This is a genomic window from Achromobacter pestifer, assembly GCF_902859625.1.
GTDB lineage: Bacteria > Pseudomonadota > Gammaproteobacteria > Burkholderiales > Burkholderiaceae_B > Achromobacter > Achromobacter pestifer.
Genome location: NZ_CADIJX010000003.1, coordinates 122,971 through 141,139, shown reverse-complemented (window position 1 = coordinate 141,139; position 18,169 = coordinate 122,971). Strand labels below are relative to the sequence as shown.

Annotated in this window: 18 protein-coding genes; 8 read left to right on the top strand and 10 right to left on the bottom strand. The window is 63.4% G+C overall.

Features of this window, described 5'->3' with window-relative positions; translation table 11 throughout:
• The first annotated feature begins 84 nt into the window (after nt 1–84).
• The 3 genes from HV753_RS12360 to HV753_RS12350 all read left to right on the top strand — a co-directional run bounded on the left by HV753_RS12360 (nt 85) and on the right by HV753_RS12350 (nt 3,835).
• A complete protein-coding gene (locus HV753_RS12360) occupies nt 85–1,101 on the top strand; it encodes an amino acid ABC transporter substrate-binding protein (protein ID WP_175174791.1) in 1,017 nt (338 codons plus the stop codon).
• Between the two features lie 157 nt (nt 1,102–1,258).
• Entirely contained in the window at nt 1,259–3,394 is a 2,136-nt protein-coding gene (locus tag HV753_RS12355) for an ATP-dependent helicase (RefSeq protein WP_175174790.1), read from the top strand.
• A 159-nt stretch (nt 3,395–3,553) separates the two neighbouring features.
• Nucleotides 3,554–3,835, top strand: a complete 282-nt coding sequence (locus HV753_RS12350) for a peptidylprolyl isomerase (protein ID WP_175174789.1) — start codon at nt 3,554–3,556, stop codon at nt 3,833–3,835.
• A gap of 92 nt (nt 3,836–3,927) precedes the next feature.
• On the opposite strand, the gene HV753_RS12345 is transcribed toward HV753_RS12350, so the two are convergent.
• The 4 genes from HV753_RS12345 to HV753_RS12330 all read right to left on the bottom strand — a co-directional run bounded on the left by HV753_RS12345 (nt 3,928) and on the right by HV753_RS12330 (nt 8,285).
• Entirely contained in the window at nt 3,928–4,668 is a 741-nt protein-coding gene (locus tag HV753_RS12345; protein ID WP_175174788.1) for an ATP-binding cassette domain-containing protein, read from the bottom strand.
• A 14-nt stretch (nt 4,669–4,682) separates the two neighbouring features.
• A complete protein-coding gene (locus tag HV753_RS12340) occupies nt 4,683–5,645 on the bottom strand; it encodes a sugar ABC transporter substrate-binding protein (RefSeq protein WP_175174787.1) in 963 nt (320 codons plus the stop codon).
• Between the two features lie 18 nt (nt 5,646–5,663).
• Nucleotides 5,664–6,605 (bottom strand): ABC transporter permease, encoded by a 942-nt coding sequence (locus HV753_RS12335; RefSeq protein WP_175174786.1) that lies wholly within the window; start codon nt 6,603–6,605, stop codon nt 5,664–5,666.
• 144 nt (nt 6,606–6,749) lie between these two features.
• Entirely contained in the window at nt 6,750–8,285 is a 1,536-nt protein-coding gene (locus HV753_RS12330; protein ID WP_175174785.1) for a xylulokinase, read from the bottom strand.
• A gap of 138 nt (nt 8,286–8,423) precedes the next feature.
• Between HV753_RS12330 and HV753_RS12325 the strand changes: the two genes are divergently transcribed.
• Nucleotides 8,424–8,753 (top strand): YegP family protein, encoded by a 330-nt coding sequence (locus tag HV753_RS12325; protein WP_175174784.1) that lies wholly within the window; start codon nt 8,424–8,426, stop codon nt 8,751–8,753.
• A 205-nt stretch (nt 8,754–8,958) separates the two neighbouring features.
• A complete protein-coding gene (locus HV753_RS12320) occupies nt 8,959–10,173 on the top strand; it encodes an ABC transporter substrate-binding protein (RefSeq protein WP_175174783.1) in 1,215 nt (404 codons plus the stop codon).
• Here the strand turns inward: HV753_RS12320 and HV753_RS12315 are convergent.
• Entirely contained in the window at nt 10,170–11,099 is a 930-nt protein-coding gene (locus tag HV753_RS12315) for a LysR family transcriptional regulator (protein WP_175174782.1), read from the bottom strand. The genes HV753_RS12320 and HV753_RS12315 overlap by 4 nt on opposite strands.
• 11 nt (nt 11,100–11,110) lie before the next feature.
• Nucleotides 11,111–12,583 carry a DUF1254 domain-containing protein gene (locus tag HV753_RS12310; protein WP_175174781.1) on the bottom strand — a complete coding sequence of 491 codons (1,473 nt, stop codon included), beginning with the start codon at nt 12,581–12,583 and terminating at the stop codon, nt 11,111–11,113.
• A gap of 182 nt (nt 12,584–12,765) precedes the next feature.
• On the opposite strand from HV753_RS12310, the gene HV753_RS12305 reads away from it, so the two are divergent.
• Nucleotides 12,766–13,338 carry a hypothetical protein gene (locus tag HV753_RS12305; protein ID WP_246288252.1) on the top strand — a complete coding sequence of 191 codons (573 nt, stop codon included), beginning with the start codon at nt 12,766–12,768 and terminating at the stop codon, nt 13,336–13,338.
• Nucleotides 13,339–13,353: 15 nt separating this feature from the next.
• On the opposite strand, the gene HV753_RS12300 is transcribed toward HV753_RS12305, so the two are convergent.
• Nucleotides 13,354–13,920, bottom strand: a complete 567-nt coding sequence (locus HV753_RS12300; RefSeq protein ID WP_175174779.1) for an ureidoglycolate lyase — start codon at nt 13,918–13,920, stop codon at nt 13,354–13,356.
• Nucleotides 13,917–14,156, bottom strand: a complete 240-nt coding sequence (locus tag HV753_RS12295) for an Arm DNA-binding domain-containing protein (RefSeq protein ID WP_175174778.1) — start codon at nt 14,154–14,156, stop codon at nt 13,917–13,919. Before HV753_RS12295 ends, HV753_RS12300 begins: the two co-directional genes overlap by 4 nt.
• Nucleotides 14,157–14,294: 138 nt before the next feature.
• Between HV753_RS12295 and HV753_RS12290 the strand changes: the two genes are divergently transcribed.
• A complete protein-coding gene (locus HV753_RS12290; protein WP_175174777.1) occupies nt 14,295–14,675 on the top strand; it encodes a cupin domain-containing protein in 381 nt (126 codons plus the stop codon).
• A gap of 2 nt (nt 14,676–14,677) precedes the next feature.
• Here the strand turns inward: HV753_RS12290 and HV753_RS12285 are convergent, their stop codons facing one another.
• Together HV753_RS12285 and HV753_RS12280 are read right to left on the bottom strand one after the other, a co-directional pair.
• Nucleotides 14,678–15,922: an MFS transporter gene (locus tag HV753_RS12285; RefSeq protein ID WP_175174776.1), complete on the bottom strand. Its 1,245-nt coding sequence runs from the start codon at nt 15,920–15,922 to the stop codon at nt 14,678–14,680.
• A gap of 84 nt (nt 15,923–16,006) precedes the next feature.
• Nucleotides 16,007–17,413 (bottom strand): sensor histidine kinase, encoded by a 1,407-nt coding sequence (locus tag HV753_RS12280; protein ID WP_175174775.1) that lies wholly within the window; start codon nt 17,411–17,413, stop codon nt 16,007–16,009.
• 58 nt (nt 17,414–17,471) lie between these two features.
• Between HV753_RS12280 and HV753_RS12275 the strand changes: the two genes are divergently transcribed.
• The gene (locus HV753_RS12275; RefSeq protein WP_175174774.1) at nt 17,472–18,107 is read left to right on the top strand and encodes a response regulator; all 636 of its coding nucleotides are present in this window, start codon (nt 17,472–17,474) and stop codon (nt 18,105–18,107) included.
• The last annotated feature ends 62 nt before the right edge of the window (nt 18,108–18,169 follow it).

The following is an 18,169-nucleotide window of genomic DNA, read 5'->3' as shown; positions in this document are numbered from 1 at the left end:
CCCGCCCGGGCCCCATGGCTACCATTCCGCGCACATCAGCCTATTGGCTGAAGAATACCCATGCGCATTCTGCGCGGAGACACCATGAAAGCACTCAAACTGGCTGCGGCAGGCACCGCCTTATTCCTCTCGTCCTGGACCGCCCACGCAGGCGTGACTTTCGACAGCATCAAGAGCAAGGGCTTTGTTCAATGCGGCGTCTCCACGGGTGTCGCGGGCTTTTCGGTGAACGACAGCAAGGGTGGATGGATCGGCCTGGACGTCGACCTGTGCCGTGCGCTTGCCATCACCATGTTTGGCGATGCGTCCAAATCCAAGATCATGGCGGTAAGCGCCGTGCAGCGCTTTACCGCCTTGCAGTCCGGTGAGGTCGACGTCCTGCCGCGCAACACCACCCTGTCCCTGACCCGAGACACCACCCTGGGCTTGATCGGCGTCGGCGTGAACTACTACGACAGCCAGGGCATCATGGTGAACAAGTCCCTGAACGTGAAGAGCGCCAAGGAACTGGATGGCGCGACCGTGTGCGTGCAACCCGGCACGACCACCGAACTGAACCTGTCCGACTGGTTCCGCTCGCAGAACATCGTCTTCAAACCGGTTGTCGTGGAACGCCTGGACGAGATCATCCGCGCCTTCGCCGTGGGACGCTGCGACGCCTTCACCGGCGACAAATCGCAGTTGGCCGCGGCCCGCACCAACCTGGAGAACCCGGAAAAGTACGACATTCTTCCGGAGAACTTCTCGAAGGAGCCGCTGGGCCCCATGGTCCGCCAGGGCGATGAGCAGTGGTTCAACGTCGTGCGCTGGACGATGTTCGTGATGCTGGAAGCCGAGGAATACGGCATCACGTCGAAGAACGTGGACGAGATGCTGAAAAGCACGAATCCCAATGTCCAGCGCCTGCTGGGCGTGACGCCAGGAATGGGCAAGAACCTGGGGGTGGATGACAAGTGGGCCTACAACATCATCAAGAACATCGGCAATTACGGCGAGAGCTTCGAGAAGAACCTGGGCGACAGCAGCCCGATGAAGCTGAAACGTGGCCTGAATGCCGGGTACAAGGATGGCGGCCTGATGTACGGATGGCCGGTTCGGTAACTGGTTTTCCATCGCGTTCTGCGACGCCTGCATCCGCCCTGACCCCGGGGCTGGCAAGCGCTCAGGCGGGATAGTGTGATACACACAAGCAAGCGGCTTTCTGTTCTGACGCTTCGGAACAGAAAGCCTGCGCGCCTTGATCTCACACCCGCCACGCATGACGACATCCCCCTATTCCGCTCAATTCTCGCCTCCCGGCTTCATTCCCACCGACGAGCAGAGAAAGATCCAAACGTCGCAGAGCCGGATTAGCCTCGTCATCGCCAACGCCGGGGCCGCGAAAACGACCACGCTCGCCCTGCGCATCGGCGAAGCGATCAGCCGGGGCATGGCCCCCGAAGACATCCTGGCGCTTACCTTCACCCACGAAGCCCGGCAAGTCATGACGGCCCGGCTGGCGGAGGTGGGCATTGCCTACAACGTCGCCAAGCGGGTCAACGTACAGACCGTTGAAGATTTCGCAGCCCGCGTGCTGTCGCGCTTCGAGGACGGCACGCCGGCCCTGATGCCGTCGGTGCGTGAACAAAAACAATTTGCCCTATTGGCGCTGGAGCATGTGGGGTACAACCACCCCGACCACGCCGATCTGCTCGATATCCGCACGCACAACACCGCGGTCAGCCAGTTCCTGAATCACCTGCTGAAGCTGAAAGCCACGATGACACTGGCTGTCGACGATGACAGCGATCCTGTCTACACGGCGGAAACACTGGGCATCCCGCTGACCGACTATCTGTGGGCGATCGAATATGAAAAGCAGCGTATCGATGTGTTCGGCTTCGTTGAGGCCCGAGGCTATTTCGACGCGACCTACGACCTTGCCGGCATGCTGCGATCCCGCCCTGAAATGGCGTCTTCGCTACCCGCTTTCAAACTGCTGGTCTGTGATGAATTGCATGACGTGAATGAAGCGTCGTTTTGCATCATCGAAGCGATGTTGAATACCGGAAACCCCTACTTTGTAGGCGTCGGCGACAAGGATCAGGTCATCTATTCGCACTTGGGCGCGGACGAGGCCTTCCTGCAACATCGGATCCCCACGAGCTTTCCCGGTTGCGTCCGCTTCCCGCTCACGATGACCTATCGCCACGGCCCTCATCTGGCCTACGCGATGGAAGCGTTCAAGCAAAAGCCCGTCGACTCGAATCTTCCGTTGCGCACCGAGATCCAACAGGCCACGTATGCGGAGGCGCCAGAAGCATGCGGAGCCAAAGTGGTGGAAGCGCTTTCTCAATGGAAACGCGACGGCAAGGCGCTGGACAAAAGCTGCGTCCTGTTGCGCGACGGGCATCAATCCATCGCCATTGAAAACGCACTGATGCACGCAGGCATCCAGTACCGCACCTTGACGATGAACAGCTACCTGCTGCGCGACGAGATCCTGTTTCTACGCGGCATGCTCGCCATCGCGCTGGACGACTTTCACAACGTCGCATCGCCCGCCACCCGCGAGGCCATTGTGGAGGCGTTGGCCACCTTTGCCGAAGTTCCGCTGGAGCCTGATGACCTGCGCGAAGCCAAGTCCACGATTTCCCGCGAGCCCTCGACGCTGAAGCACTTCTTCGACGGCCAAATCCAGCGCGTCGGCAGCCTTGCAGCCAGAACTCGCATCGTCAACGCAGTATCGGCCTTGCGCGGCCTGCCGCCCGGAGCGCTTGCCCACGAGGCACTGAACCAGGTCTGTGACATCGTAGAGATGGATAAGCTGGCCCAACGCCTCTACGTACACCCTTACGAAGCGTCGGTCGTGACCAAATCCGTGGCGGGATTCATCGCCACCGCCCAACATCTTGGGAAAGACCTGCGGCAGTTCTCTGAATGGATCGGGGCAGCGGAAGCCTTCGCGGGCGCGCGGCCGAACAAGGACATGGTCCTGATGGACTGCATCGAAAACGCCAAGGGCAAAGAGTTCGACCATGTTGTCTTGCCGTTCCTGGATGCGGGCGAGTTCCCGAACCCGCTGCGGGAACGCGGGGAAGAAGAGAATCTTTTCTACGTCGCGGCCACCCGAACAAAATCACGGCTGACCTTGATTGCCTCCGATGACCCGACGCGGCGCAGCCCATTCATTGCGCAGATGCAGCTGGAAAGCACCCAAAAGCGTGCGGACAATGCCTTGCGTCGAAACCAGGCGGCTCCCGAGCAGGTCCCCGGCCGCCGGGATCTCAAGGTCGCTTATGAAAACAGGGCCGCAGTCAAGGTACTGGGCGCGCAATGGGACAAGACACGGAAGGTCTGGTACGTGCCCGGCAACCTGGATCTGGAGCCGTTCAAGAACTGGCTGGCGGATTGAAAGGAGCGTCAATCGCGGCGTGGGCAAGCGCGCGGCTGGCACTCTGGCACCATTATTTTCAGAGCTCCCCCAAATCCCCGTTTATGATTACAAGGTAGCGAGTACGCCCAAATGCGTTACTCTCCCCTCCCCAAATCAAGCCCTGCAAGGAGCCTCCTCATGGCACAAGCCTCCGCCCGTCACATCCTCGTTTCCACCGAAGCCAAGGCCAACGAACTCAAGACCGCCATTGCCAATGGCGCTGATTTCGCCCAGGTCGCCAAGGAAAACTCCAGCTGCCCGTCGAGCCGTGACGGTGGCAATCTGGGTACGTTCGGCCCGGGCCAGATGGTCAAGGAATTCGATACCGTCGTGTTCAGCGCCCCCGTCGGCGAAGTTCAAGGCCCGGTGAAGACCCAGTTCGGTTATCACCTGGTTGAAGTGACCAGCCGCAAGGACTAAGTCACGCCGCTGCACGCTAAAAGGCCGCCGCCAGGGGAAACCCGGCGGCGGCCTTTTCTATGGGTGCTGGGACGCGGGAGCGCCCGGCCGGATCATTCCTTGCCGGTCATCACCATATGCGCCAGGGCGTCCGCATCCAGCCCGGCGACGTCGCGCTCCATCACCTTGACGCCGCTTTTCAAGATTGCAACGCGATCGGCCAGCGCAACCACGTCTGCCATGTTGTGGCTGATCAGGATGACTGTCCGCCCTTCTTCGCGCAGCTTGCGCACCAGGTTCAGCACCAGCGCGGTTTCTTTGACGCCCAGTGCGGCCGTCGGCTCGTCCATGATGACGACGCGCGCATCCCAGCGCAGTGCACGGGCAATGGCGACGGCTTGCCGCTGGCCGCCGGACATGCGTTCGACCGGACGGTCCATGTCTTCGATCGGTACCGACAGCCGCTGCAAGTATCCCCGTGCATCCAACGCCATGCGGCGCTTGTCCAGGATGCTGAACGGCCCCACGCGGCGCACCCGTTCGGCGCCCATGAAGACGTTTTCCCAGATGGACAGGCGTGGCGCCAGCGCCAAGTCTTGGTAGATCGTTGCAATGCCTTGCACCAGCGCATCGTGCGGCGAACCGAACACGACTTTCTGGCCATTCAGGCTGAGGTCTCCGCCGGTCGGTTCCTGAGCCCCTGAGATGATGCGGATCAGCGTCGATTTGCCAGCCCCGTTGTCGCCGCAGATGGCCATGACACGGCCCTCCGGCACGTCCAGATCCACGCCCTTCAAGGCCTCAACCGCCCCATAGGACTTCCGAATCTGGCGTAGCGACAACGCGATGGTCATGGTGGCGGCTCTGCTTACTTGGCGGCGGGTTGCAGGAATTTCTGGACGTTGGTGGCGTCGACCAGCACGGAATCCATGAACAGGTAGGGGCCGGCGGCCACGGTTTCCCTGGGTTCCTTCTTGACGACGATGCGGTCAATGGAATCGATGGCGCTTTTGCCCAGTTGTTCAAACGGGATCATCATCGTCGCGGTGATCAGGCTGTTGGGGTCGGCGATGCGGCGATACGTTTCCGGGCCGCCATCGACGGACACCAAGGTGATGTCGCCCTTCTTCATGCCCTGGGATTGCAGCAGGTCGTCAATGACGTAGGCCTGGCCGTCGAACGATGCCCAGACGCCTTTGAATTGACCTTGATGGCGCAGGAACAGCGCCTGCATGCCGTTGCGGACGTCGTCGCGCCAGCTTTGGGTTCGGGCCATGCTGAATTTGGCCAGGTCCTTGACGGCGGTGTTCTCCGTCAGGACGGCATCCAGCATCTTGCCGCGGATGCGGGTGCCCGAGTTGCCGTCAAAGCGGGCGGACAGGATGTTTCCCTGGTAGCCCATCTTGCCCAGCAGGTACAGCACGGACTGCGCGCCGGTGGCGTATTCATTGACTTCGATGTCGAACAGCATGTGCGGGCTGGCGCCGGACATGACGCCCACCACGGGGATGCCTTTCTCTTTGGCGGCCTGCAATTGCGCATCGGTTTCCACGGGCTTGCCCATGGCGACGACGATGGCGTCGACCTTCTTGTTGACCAGCGTATCCAGCTGTTCGGCCAGCTTGGGCAACGAGCCTTCGGCATTCAGCTGCGTGACCGTCCAGCCTTTGGCGCGGGCGGCTTCTGCCGCGGCATTGGCCACGCGGGCGTGCGTTTCGGACGACATTTGGAAGGCGACAATGCCCACATCAAAGGCATGGGCGGCGCTGGCAATCAGCGCTTGCGCGGCAAACGCGCTTGCCAGCAGCGTGCGCTTCAAGGTCTTGGTCATGGTGGTTTCCCCTTGGGATCAGAATTTGAAGGCCGCTTTCTTCAGGACGGCCGATGACACCGCGACGGACGCGATCATGATGAAGCCCAGCACGATGTCCTGCACGTAGTACGGCGCCCCCATCAGCACCAGGCCGTTGCCCAGCACCTTCAGGATCAGCGCGGCGACGAGCGTGCCAGGGATATTGGCGTGGCCGGGGTTGAACATGGTCATGCCCAGCAGGACGGCGGCGATTGCGTACAGGAAATAGTCGCCGGCCATGTTGGGCGCGGCGGAAGACAGGCTGGATGTCAGCAGCACGGCGGCCAGGCCGGCACACAAACCGGACAAGGCCAGGCCTATGCTTTTCATGGCCCGAATATTGATGCCGGCCAGCCGTGCGGATTCGCCGGCTTCACCGGTCGCCGTCATGCGGGCGCCGGTACGAGTCCACTTGATCAGGAAATAGGCGACCAGCACCGTGCCCAGCATCCACAAGACCAGGGCCGGGATGCCGAAGGGCTTGGCGCGAGCCAGGTCGGTGAAGGCGGCGGGCCAGCGGCCCACGTACGACACGCCGTCGGTCAGCATGAAGGCGAAGCCGCGCGCCATGGCGGCCATGCCCAGGGTGGCGATCAGCGAGGGGACACGCAAGCGGGTGACGGCAATGCCGTTGACCAGGCCGCAGAGCAAACCCACGCCCAAGCCGGCGGTGATCGCCATCAATACGGGCTGCCCGGTATGCACCAGCGCGCCCGTAACGACCGCCGCCAGACTGGCGACGTCGGCAACGGACAAATCCAGTTCGGCCGTGACCAACGCCAGCGTGAAGCCGATGGCGATGATGGCCAGGAAGCTGGTTTCCTTGGCGATGTTCAACAGATTGTTGGGGGCCGCGAAATTCTGGGCGGCCATTGCGAAGAAGCCCACGAGGACCAATCCCGCGATTGCCGTGCCGTACTTTTCCAAGATGCCGCGCATCGACTTGACCCTTGCTGCGTTGATATTTGTTGTCGTGCAAGGGTTATCCACCACCTGCCGGGCGTTTACGCCCTGATGGCGTAGCAGTTTATACCCGCTCGGCGCCCGACAGGGCGGTCTTGTCGCGGCACCGCACTAGGGTTTTTACGGCAAGCGCAAGGCAGTCAAGGCATGCGATACGGGCGTCAGCGCGGCTTCGGCAGCCTGGAACTGAACGCGCAGTTGACGATAGACGCCAACACGGCCGGGTTGGGGTTCATAACGGCGTGCGATGCGAACCAGCGCGTCTTGCGCCGCCACGAAGCTGTCGTATCGACCCAGGGCGGTCCAGGCGGCAACCGCCGCGCCGATGACGCCGGGCTGGTCGGCATGGCCCACCACCACGGCGCGTTCGCAGATGTCCGCCTTGACCTGGCACCACTGCGGATTGGATGCCGCGCCGCCGCCGAAGCGGATCTCGCCGACTGGGGCGCCCAGGGCCGCTTCGGCGCGTTCCAGCACGGTGCGGTTCAAGAATGCAACGCCTTCCAGCAAGGCCCAAGCCAGATCGCCGGGACCATGGCGGCGGTTCAGGCCGACAAAAGCCCCGCGCAGATGCGGGTCCCAGTACGGAACGCGCTCGCCTTGCAGGTAAGGCAGGAACAAGGCCGGCTGCGGATCGCGGGGCGCGTTCAGCAAGACGTCCATGGCGGCGCCGACGCCGGCCATGCCTTCCGCGCCCACGCGGCCCAGCAAGGGCAGCAGCCAGGCCACCGTATCCGCGCCGTTCTGGCCAGGGCCGCCAATCTGGTGGTTGCCGTTGCCCCAATCCACCGTCATCAGGCCCTGCGCCTGCACCGGTTCGGCGCCCACGGCGCCAAAGACTTCAGTCGTGCCCGAGATGTTGTAGGCGTAGCCGGTGCGCAGCGCGCCCAGCCCCGCCACGGCGGCCCAGGTGTCGTTGGAGCACGCGATGACGGTGCGGCCGGCCAGACGGGCAAGCACGCCCGGCAAACCGGCCACCACCGGGCCGACGGCATCCAAGGGCGCCAGCAGGGGCGGCCCCCAGGCCGGATCGGCGCCCAGGGCCGTCATCAGGTCGGTTGCCTGCCCGTGCGATTGAGCGGCGGCCGACAGGCGTGCCATGGATACCGTGTCGCTGGCCGCCCTGCCCGTCAGGCGAAAGTTCAGGTAGTCCTTGGGTTCCAGCACGACCCGCACCCGCGCCGCGTGTTGCGGCTCGGCGCGCAGCAACCACGCCACGCGCGCCCAGGGGTGAAAGGCGTTGATCTGCTGGCATTCGGGATGGCTGGGCGGCATGGCCGCCAGCCATCCGGCCACGTCCGCGGCCGCGCGCGTATCGCGCCAGGTGATGGCTGGGCGGATAGCGGCGCCCTGCGCATCCACGAACACCTGGGTGCGCGTAACGCCGCAAATGGCAATGGCCTGCACGGCATCAAACGCCGCGCCAGCCTGCCCGGCCAAGGTATCGGACAGGGTTTGCAGGCCGCGCCACCAGGCGTCGGCGTCGATCTCGTCCCACCCCGGTTGGCCGCCTGCCCCCGCCGGGCTGTCGATCGCGCAGGAATGCGCAATGCCGCCCCTGTCATCCACCAGCGCCGCACGAAAGCGGGTGCCGCCCAGGTCTACCGCCAGGACGTAGCCATTTTGGGGGGATTGAGGGGAAGACGGGCGAAGCATCGGGCTGTCGGACATAGCCTGCGATTGTATTTCAGGCGGCTATTCCAAAGTCATCCGCATCAAGTATCCTCGGCACACGCCACCCGGCGTATTGCAAGTTGCCCAGGCGTTACCCCTTCACCAAGAATGGAGACGACGATGAGCGGTTACTTTGTACTGAAGCGTAGCGGGACCGAGTTCATGTTCAATCTGCACGCGGGAAATCACGAGGTGATCCTGACCAGCGAGCAATACACGACCAAGGCCTCGGCCGAGGGCGGCATTGCCGCAGTGCAGAAATACGCGGCCGACGACGCGCGGTATATGCGCAAGACGGCGAAAGATGGCTCGCATTATTTCTCGCTGGTGGCGGCGAATGGCGAGTCGGTCGGGCGCAGCGAGATGTACACGACCGCGCAGGCGCGGGACAAGGGCATCGAATCCGTCAAGACGAACGGCCCCAAGTCGCCGACCAAAGACCAGACTTGATCGCGGTTCCGCAAGAGGCCGCCGCCACGCAATGGCGGCGGCTTTTTACTGGGCACTTGCCACGTTCTGCAATGGCACGCCAGCGGTTGGCCCGCATTCACGCTGCGCCGCAGCACCGTAAAGCCTATCAGTTGATAATTTCTGTTCAAGTGACAAGGCCAGGACCCTGCGACAGAATGGGCCGCACCCCGGGGGAGACAACATCATGAAGAAAACCTTGAATGCGGCCATGGCCACCTTGCTGCTGAGCCTGAGCGGCGCTGCCACTGCCGATGACGGCGTGATCCGCATCGGCTTCATCACCGATATGTCGGGCTTGTCGGCGGATGCCGATGGCCCGGGCGGCGCCGAAGCCATCAAGATGGCGGTGGCGGACATGGGCGGCGCCGTGGCGGGCAAGAAGATCGAGGTATTGGTGGCCGACCATCAAAACCGCGCGGACATCGCCTCGTCACGCGCCCGCGAATGGCTGGATCAGAAAGGCGTCGACATGCTGATCGCCGGCGCCAACTCTGCGGCGGCGCTGGCCATGGCGAAGGTGGCCGAAGAGAAGAAGACGCCGTTCTTCGTGGTCAGCGCGGGCGCATCCGAGCTGACCAATGCGCAATGCACCCCCTACACGGTGCACTATGTCTATGACACGGTATCGCTGTCGCGCGGCACGGCCCGCGCCATGCTTAAAGAAGGCAACAAGGATTGGTACTTCCTGACGGTGGACCATGCGTTCGGGCACGCACTGGAACGTGACGCATCAGCGGTCGTGCAGGCCGATGGCGGCCAGGTGAAAGGCCGCGTGCGCCACCCGCTGAATTCGGCGGATTTCTCCTCGTATATCTTGCAGGCGCAGGCATCCGGCGCAACGGTGTTGGGGCTGGCAAATTCCGCCAACGACACCAGCAATGCGGTCAAGGCGGCAGCCGAGTTCGGCCTGACGCCAAGAATGAAGATCGCGGGCTTGCTGGTATTGATCACCGATATCCACGCGCTAGGCTTGGCTGCGGCGCAAGACATGTATCTGACCACGGCCTGGTACTGGGACCAGGACGACGCCTCACGAAAGTGGGCGGCACGCTTCGAGGAACGCATGAAGAAGAAACCGTCCATGCTTCAGGCGGGCGACTATTCCGTGACCACCACCTATCTGAAAGCGGTGCAGGCCACCGGCTCCACCGACGGCGACACGATCATGAAGTGGCTGAAGGCCAATCCCGTAAACGACTTCTTCGCCAAGGATGCCCACATCCGCGCCGACGGGCTGATGGTGCACGACATGTACCTGATGCAAGTGAAGAAGCCGGCCGAATCCAAAGGGCCGTGGGACTACTACAAGCTGATCGCGCAGATTCCGGGCGATCAGATCTATACGTCGCCACAGGAATCCACCTGCCGGTTGATGCGCAGCCCCAGCGCCGCACGCTAGCCGATCAGTTGGATCGTGTCGCCAAATACCCCCGTGCGGCGAGCCTGGGCCGTGGCGTGCAGCGCGCCCAGCAAGCGTTCGGTCAGATCCTGATTCTGCGCTTCCTGGCGGGTGATCAACACGAAGTCGAACCACTGCCTGGATGCCAGCGGCAAGGCGATCAGGTCGGGGTAGACCGACACGATGTCCGAGGCCGATAGCGCGTTGATCAGGCTGATGCCCTTCACCGCGCGGACGGTTCCCGGCACCAAGGTCATATGCGCCTGCATGCCGGAGTCCAGCAGCATCGAATCGGCCACATCGCCTTGCGCCACCACATAGTCGGACCACAACGGCTTGACGAAGGTGTCTGGCGTGATGTCCGCCACCGCCACCACGCCGCACCCGGCCAGCGGATGGTCCCGATGCGCAATGGCCATCACGTCGGTACGCAGAAAGGGCGTGAAGTTCAGCCGCGGGCTGTCGCGCCCGACAGCCCCCAGGCCGAAGTCCGCCCGCATCGTCTCTACCGCGCTGATCACTTGCACCGACGATTCCACATCCACCGAGAACGGCCGTTTGCCATGTTCGTCCAGGTAACGCTTCACGGCCTCTGGCGCGTAGCACAGCGCCAGTGCTGGCGACGACGCAATGCGCAAACCCCGGCCGCCGAATTGCTCGATGCTATGCAGCGCTTCGTCGATGCGCACCAGCTCGTCCAGCACGAACTTCGCTTCGGTGTACAAATACTGCCCGGCCTCGGTGGGCCGCAAGGTCTTGTGCGAACGGTCGAACAACTGCACGCCCGTGGCGCTTTCCAGGCGCGAGACCGCGTGGCTGATCGCCGGTTGCGTCAGATGCATGATCTGCGCCGCCTGACGGGTCGACCCGGTCATGACGACGGTATAGAAGATACGCAGATCGTGGATGTTGAAGTTGCGTTTCATGCCCCTGGCGCCTACTTCGCCACCCGCTCGATTTCCGGCGAGACCCACTTCCCATTCAGCATGTCCGGCTTGGGCCAGTAGTACCGCATGGTCACCATGAAGGGGCCTTCCGGCGCGGGCAGCCAGTTGGACTCCTTGCCCGTGCCGGGCGATTGCGCCTGGATGTAGAGCGTCAACCCGCCGTCCGCATCCTTCTTCAAGGATGGCAGCATGGAAGAATTGATCAGGTAGCGGTTGATGGGATTCGGTGCCAGCAACTGGTCGGGCAGCCGGTACATGGTCACGGACCAGAACGCATTGACGGGCGGCAGGCTGCGCGGCGCGAAGCGCAGCGTGTATGCGTATCTGCCGTCCAGATCCTGGCCGCGGCTGTCCTTTTCCAGCACGGGATACAGCGCTTCGTCACGGCTGTTGGCGCCGATGCCGATCTGCGCGCCGGTGGCCCGCGACAGATAGTCGTTCTTCAGCGTATTGCGGTCGCCGAAAAGCGTGTCGGTCTTACCGCCCAGCGTCGTGCGGTTCTTGTCGATGTCGTTCTGTGCCGTGTGCATGCCTTCCTGCAAGGCTCGGCGCAACGCCGGATTCCGGCTGTCGACGTTAAAGGGCTGGCCCGGCTTCAGGCCGATGCTGGCGAAGCGTTCGCGCAGCCATTTCTCGGTGGGATGGGTGGGCGCGAATTGCAGCAGGAAGGCCAGCTGGTTGTAGAACTCCAGAGACGTCCGCATCTCGCCGGGCGGCACCGGCGCGATCCAGTCCACCGCTGCGGGCGCGGGCGGCGCAGGCCGCCGGGTAAAGGCCGACAAGGGCTGGATCTTGTAGCGGGCCTGGATGCGCTTGACGTTTTCAAGATCGGCGGCATTGAACAACTGGGTCCGGCCCACCATGTTGACCAGTTCGGTTTCGGACTTGATCACCTTGGTGATGCCTTTGGGCACGGAGCCGTTCCAGCGCGGCCCGGCGATCAGGAAACGGCCTCCGTCGTTGCCCGTGGTACGGCTACCGATATACGCAAAATTGTAGGTATACAGATCCATCAATTGCAGGACGAAGTAACGCCGCTTTTCCATGGGCGGCACGGAAATAACGACAGGTTCGGCGCGCAGATCCAGCACGGCGAATGAATACGGCGTGTCGGCGTTGGGCGTGACCAATGCGGTGTCGTCGGGTGAGAACACCCGTGCGATGTTGTTGACCGTGTTGAACGGCCCTTTGTACTGCGGGTTTTTCTGATCGATGCTGAACGCATACATGGTCTGGTAACTGGCGACCATGGGCGTGCCGTATAGATAGGCTTCGCGGGCGATACTGCGCGCCTGCTGTGCGGTAACGCCTTGAATGCCGACGGATTGCGAGCCCGTGGCTTCGTCGGGCGATGTGAAACTGCATCCGGCCAGACCGCCGGCCAATAAGGCCGTGATGATCCATCGTGCAGGCACCATGCCTGCGGCTTGGGAAAATCCAGTGCTACTCTGGCGGTCACGCATGGTTGACTCCAACACTTTCGTGATGTTGGCAACGCCCTGGTGGCGGCAGCGTCGCGGGCAAGGCAGGGATTCCGGGGACGATTCTGGCATATTTCCCGGAGATGAAGAAGAAGCGGCGCGGCGCGATCGGCACCGCTTCCAACAGGAGCAACATAACAGGCATGGATACGCAGAATAGAAATATGGCCCGCGACGACGATACGGATGCCAATCTGCGCGCGCCGTCGTACTACGTGCTGCAAGCCACGCACGATTGCGCCGGTTGCGGAAAATCCACATCGGTGTTTGCGCTGGCCGTACCGCCCGACCATCTCAGTACGGACGGCGATATCGAATTGGACGATGACGGCGACAGCATGGGGCTGGCGCCCGATGCGTTCCGCGAATGGCTGTTCAGCCCGGCGCAATGGCAAGAGATCGCCGGACCCGCACTGCTTAGTCAGATCGGGATCTTGTCGGCATCTGTCGCAAGCACGCTGGGGCACCTGGCACCCACCCTGCGCCAGAATCCGGATCGGAATGGCGAGTGGACCAATTTCTGCGCCCACTGCGATCGCGCGGTATGGGAAGGCGTGCTGTACCCGAATCCCGGTCAGCCTTTCTGCCCCAAAGACGACGCAGCGGCCGCGCGGATCATGGTGCATGAGGTGCACGAGCCGTTCGCGGCATTCACCGCCATGTGCTGGACAGACCGCTACCGCAACAAGTGGCCGCTGTTCAAACGCCTGGGCGTGGCGTGCAGCGAAGCGGATTGACGCGGTCAGCCTGCGTTATTGCCCGGCGCTTTCCTGCGCCAGTTCGGCCAGGCCTTCCAGCCGTTGCAGGGGAATCGCCACGATGGTGCTTTCCGATGCCCGCGCATCGGTCGTCAAGTGCTGGATCAAGTCCACCGTGGTGGAACGCCGGGTCAACATCAGGCAGGTGACTTCCGCGTCGACCACGCGAGTCGCGTGCCAGCACCCTGGCCGCATGCAGATGCCTTGTCCTTGCGGCACGCGGAAAGCGGCCAGCGACGCCAGGTCCGGGCTGCCGTCAGCGGCGCTTTTGGCCACCACCTGAATGATCTGGCCCGTCAGCGGCACGATGGCCTGCTGCGTCAGCAGATGCTTTTCCAGACTGCCGATTTCCACGGACGGGCTGCGGTAGTTGACCCACAGCAGCTCGGCGTCGCCGCCCGCTCCCGTGTTGAATACGTGTTCCTGCCAGAAATCGGTGGCCGGATTGGAGAACAGCGGCACGCCATTGCCGTCCGGCATGGGCTTGCCCAACATCCAGCCATATGCCGTGAAAGCCTGCGGCGTCAGATCATTGACGGCCAACTGCGTAATGCTTGTCATGCGGAACCCTGTGATGGCTTGAGCGGCGTGCCGCGTTTGGGAAATTCAGCGTCGTAGTCGAAATCACCGCGTGCAATGGCCGCGAGGATGGCCGCCCGGCGATCGGCGGCGCGCTTCAGGTTGGCGGCGGTGGGTTTGACGCGGATGCGCTCGACGCAATGCCGGCCATCATAGAAGAAGCCGATCTCGATGGACGATTCGGACGCGGGCCTGACCCCATCGAACCCCTGGCTCATCGCCTTTCCCGTTGTGATTGCTGATGTTCGACATGATATCGCTTCAAGCGAGTCTGCCGGCGCCCTGATGAATGATCGGTTCAAATCCCGCCGGCCTCGTTAATATGGTTGTACGCCCCCAACCCAAGGATGCGCACCATGACCACCAATCTGTCGACGCACTATGTCTTGCTGGATGCCGCCGGCGCCGCATCCCCCGTGAACGGAGGCGAAGCGTTCTGGTCCCAGTCGCCCGATGAACTGGACCGCTATGGCCGCGATTGGCTGGTGTCCGAATACACCTTCGCCGCGGACTGGCCGCAATGGGAAATGCACCCCGAAGCGGACGAGGTGGTGCGCTTGATGTCGGGCGCGGCCGAGCTGCACCTGGAATGGCCAACAGGCATCCAAGTCGTGAGGATGCTGGCGGGCGACGCCTATGTGATCCCCAAGGGCGCATGGCATACCGTCAAGGTGATCGAACCCTGTGGCATGCTGCACATCACCATGGGCGCCGGCACGCAGCACCGCCCGCTATAGGGTCAGCCGGACACACTGACGGGCCGGACCCGCGTGATCTCGCGGTCGTCTATGGGCCAGTGCAGCATGGCGGACAAGATGCCCAGCGCCATCGCGCCCAGCCATATCAGGTCGTAGGACCGGGTGGCTTCAAACACGACGCCGCCCAGCCACACCCCCAGGAACGAGCCCAGCTGATGGCCAAAGAACACGAAGCCGAACAGCGTGGTGATGTAGCGCACGCCAAACACCTGCGTGATCAAGCCATTGGTCAGCGGCACCGTGCCCAGCCAGACAAACCCTATGATCGCGGCGAACGCATAGACGGTCCAGGTGGATAGCGGCAACAGCAGAAAAAGCGCGATGGCCGCGGTGCGCAACAGATAGATGCCCGCCAGCAGGTACTTGCGGCGATGGCGCGTCCCCAGGACACCGCAGACGTACGTGCCCATCACATTGGTCAGCGCAATGATCGCCAGCGCCGCCACGGCATCGGCGGCGCGCAGGCCTTTGTCCATCAAGTACGCGGGCAGGTGCGTGCCAATGAACGCCAGCTGGAAACCGCAAGCCAGGAATCCCAGGTTCAGCAGCCAGAATCCGGGCTGCGCGAAAGCTTCCCGGATCGCGGCGCGCATGGTCAGCCCCGCATCGGGTGAAGCGGGATCATGCGCGCCGCGAGCAGGCTCGCGCAACGGCCATGCCAGCGGCAGCACGATGGCTAACGTCACTGCGAATACCAGCAAGGCACTGACCCAGCCCCAGCCGCCAATGAGCCATTGCGCGGCCGGCACCATGGTGAACTGGCCCAGTCCGCCCACCGCGCCCGCCCCCCCCAGCGCCCAACCCCGGCGTTCGGCGGGCACCAGGCGGCTCAATGCGCCATAGATGACAGCAAACGCCGTCCCGGACAGCGCAATGCCGATGCACACGCCAGCCGTCAGCAGAAACACAGCAGGCGTCGCGGCATACGCCATGCCGACCAACCCCAGCGCGTAACAAACCAGCCCCCCGGCAATGACCTTGGCCGACCCGAAGCGGTCAGCGATCATGCCGGTAAAAGGCTGCGCGATGCCCCATGTCAGGTTCTGCACGGCCATCGCCATGGCGAAGGTTTCACGGCTCCAGCCCCTATCCATCGACACCGGCAACAGGAACAGGCCCTGCACGTGACGCACGCCCAGGGCCAAGCCCATGACGATACCGCCAGCAAGCACCAGCAGCCATAGCGATGAAGCATCCGGGGAAGACTTGGCAAGCGGGGACGGCATGGCGGTTCTCCTGTCTGACGCAGCGTCCTGATCAAAGGACGCCTGGCGTCTATTACAGAAGGGCGGAGCCCGGACTTCAACTGATTATTTTTTGTCCGCTACATGCATGGCGGGAATGTGATCGGCCCGGGCGGACGCGGGCGTGCGGATCGAAAACACGGACCCCTTGCCCGGCGTGGACCGCAGCAGGATCTCAAAGCCCATCAGCCCCGTCAGCCGCCGCACGATCGCCAGACCCAAGCCCAAACCCAGTCCCTGCCCCGCTGGCGCGCTGGCACCGCGCGTGAATTCGTTGAAAACCGCCTCTTGCGCATCGGGCGCAATACCCACCCCGGTGTCCCAGACCTGGATCAACGCGCCACCCTGTCGAGGACGCGCGCACAACAGCACGCCGCCTTTGGGCGTGTACGACAAAGCGTTGCTCAGCAGGTTGTGCAAGACGCGACGCAGCAGGGTCGGGTCCGTATCCAGCACCAGATGCGTGGGCACCACGGCCAAGCGCAAACCTTGCGCCTGCGCCTGGGGTTCAAAGTCTTGCCGGATTTCGTCGAACAGCGCGTCCAGGCTGACCGGCCGCCGTTCGACGCGCAGCAGATGCGCGTCCATGCGCGACACGTCCAGCAAGCCGTCCAGCAAGCGGTTCAGGCTGGCCAGCACGGTTTGCTGGCGTCGCGCCACGTGCAGCACGTCCTGCGGACTGGCGTCGCCTTGCTGGGCGCGGTTGGCAAGAATGTCGGTGAACAGGCCCAGCGCATGGACAGGTTGGCGCAGATCGTGCCCGGCGGCAGCCAGGAAACGGGTCTTGGCTTGGTCGGCAGCGGCCACGCGGTCCCGTTCGCGCTGCAAGTCGCCGATCAGGCCCAGGTTCTCAAAGCGCAGTGCCACCGTGGTCTTCAGGCTGCGATAGGTGACGATGCTGAAATACAGGTTCACGCCCAGCAAGCAAAGCGCAAAGGCGGCGTAGACCAGATGCAATCCATCGCCCTCGATCAGGCAGGCCACGGTAAACGGCGCCAGCATGGCCAAGGCCGATCCGGCATAGGCCGGCGGGTAGGCCGATAGCGACGGCACCGCACCGCTGCACATGCCGGCCAGCATCACACAGCCAAACGCCAGCATCATGCTGTCGTGTGACAGCACTGCGGCCAGGCCAGCCAGCCCCCACAGCAGGCCCGACAGCCAGGACAAGGCGCAGAACCCGAAGACCCAGCCCTGCACGTCGGCGGGCGCGATCTGGCGCCGCAGAAACTGGCGGTTCACACCCACGCGCAACATCGTCAACACGTAAAGCGCGGCGGCCCAGACGGCCAGCAGCCAGTCCGGCACGCTTGCGCGCATCACGTAGGCCACGGGGATCACGATGACGAAGTTGGCAAACAGCACGCCATATGACTGGCGATAGAGCAGACTGGCCAGCTCGGCGCGATGAGACGCCTGGGGCGTTGGCGCGGACAGCGCAGAAGAAGGGGGGAGCGCGGCTGGGGCGGTCATGCGCCTGATGAGTCCCTATAATGGTGCATCATTTTGACACAAACACGCCCTGCCCCTGATGAGCTTTCCCAACCAGTCTGCCCCGCTGCGCCTCTTGCTGGCGGACGACCACGGCATCGTGCGCGAAGGCTTGAAAATGGTGCTGGCAGGCGCGCAAGCCCCCATCAGCACGATTGACGAAGCGGCCAGCGGTGAACAGGTGCTGGCGCTACTGGCCGCGCATGGGGCCGACATACTGGTGCTGGACCTGGGCATGCCCGGCGTGTCCGGATCGGGGTGGGTACGGGCCGTCCGCGCGCGCTATCCCCTGCTGACCATCATGGTGCTGACCGCCAACACCGACGAGCGCACCCGCCTTGCCGTGCTGAATGCCGGCGCCGACGAATTCCTGGCCAAGAGCGGTGATTCCCAAGCGCTGCTGGCGGCCATCAACCGGCTGGCGGGCAATCCATCGACGCCCCGCGCGCCGCAGGCCGCCCACGCGCACACGCCCGCCGAAACACTGACCTCGCGCGAGCAGCAGGTATTGGCCATGGCGGCCCAAGGCGCGACCGCGATCCAGATCGCCGCCGAACTCCACATCAGCCCGTTCACCGCGCGCAAGCATCGCGAGAACCTGATGCGCAAACTGTCTTTGCACAACACCGCCGAGCTGGTCGCCTACGCCATGCGCCTGGGCCTGCCCACGGCCTGATCCGGGCGCGGCGCCGGGCCGAATTCCGCGTTATCGAGGCGTCGAAAAATACGGCACACGTC

Bases quoted from the DNA above. Each gene is read 5' to 3' on its own strand.
- HV753_RS12360 (WP_175174791.1), top strand. From the start codon at position 85: ATGAAAGCACTCAAACTGGCTGCGGCAGGCACCGCCTTATTCCTCTCG.
- HV753_RS12355 (WP_175174790.1), top strand. From the start codon at position 1,259: ATGACGACATCCCCCTATTCCGCTCAATTCTCGCCTCCCGGCTTCATT.
- HV753_RS12350 (WP_175174789.1), top strand. From the start codon at position 3,554: ATGGCACAAGCCTCCGCCCGTCACATCCTCGTTTCCACCGAAGCCAAG.
- HV753_RS12345 (WP_175174788.1), bottom strand. From the start codon at position 4,668: ATGACCATCGCGTTGTCGCTACGCCAGATTCGGAAGTCCTATGGGGCG.
- HV753_RS12340 (WP_175174787.1), bottom strand. From the start codon at position 5,645: ATGACCAAGACCTTGAAGCGCACGCTGCTGGCAAGCGCGTTTGCCGCG.
- HV753_RS12335 (WP_175174786.1), bottom strand. From the start codon at position 6,605: ATGCGCGGCATCTTGGAAAAGTACGGCACGGCAATCGCGGGATTGGTC.
- HV753_RS12330 (WP_175174785.1), bottom strand. From the start codon at position 8,285: ATGCTTCGCCCGTCTTCCCCTCAATCCCCCCAAAATGGCTACGTCCTG.
- HV753_RS12325 (WP_175174784.1), top strand. From the start codon at position 8,424: ATGAGCGGTTACTTTGTACTGAAGCGTAGCGGGACCGAGTTCATGTTC.
- HV753_RS12320 (WP_175174783.1), top strand. From the start codon at position 8,959: ATGAAGAAAACCTTGAATGCGGCCATGGCCACCTTGCTGCTGAGCCTG.
- HV753_RS12315 (WP_175174782.1), bottom strand. From the start codon at position 11,099: ATGAAACGCAACTTCAACATCCACGATCTGCGTATCTTCTATACCGTC.
- HV753_RS12310 (WP_175174781.1), bottom strand. From the start codon at position 12,583: ATGCGTGACCGCCAGAGTAGCACTGGATTTTCCCAAGCCGCAGGCATG.
- HV753_RS12305 (WP_246288252.1), top strand. From the start codon at position 12,766: ATGGCCCGCGACGACGATACGGATGCCAATCTGCGCGCGCCGTCGTAC.
- HV753_RS12300 (WP_175174779.1), bottom strand. From the start codon at position 13,920: ATGACAAGCATTACGCAGTTGGCCGTCAATGATCTGACGCCGCAGGCT.
- HV753_RS12295 (WP_175174778.1), bottom strand. From the start codon at position 14,156: ATGAGCCAGGGGTTCGATGGGGTCAGGCCCGCGTCCGAATCGTCCATC.
- HV753_RS12290 (WP_175174777.1), top strand. From the start codon at position 14,295: ATGACCACCAATCTGTCGACGCACTATGTCTTGCTGGATGCCGCCGGC.
- HV753_RS12285 (WP_175174776.1), bottom strand. From the start codon at position 15,922: ATGCCGTCCCCGCTTGCCAAGTCTTCCCCGGATGCTTCATCGCTATGG.
- HV753_RS12280 (WP_175174775.1), bottom strand. From the start codon at position 17,413: ATGACCGCCCCAGCCGCGCTCCCCCCTTCTTCTGCGCTGTCCGCGCCA.
- HV753_RS12275 (WP_175174774.1), top strand. From the start codon at position 17,472: ATGAGCTTTCCCAACCAGTCTGCCCCGCTGCGCCTCTTGCTGGCGGAC.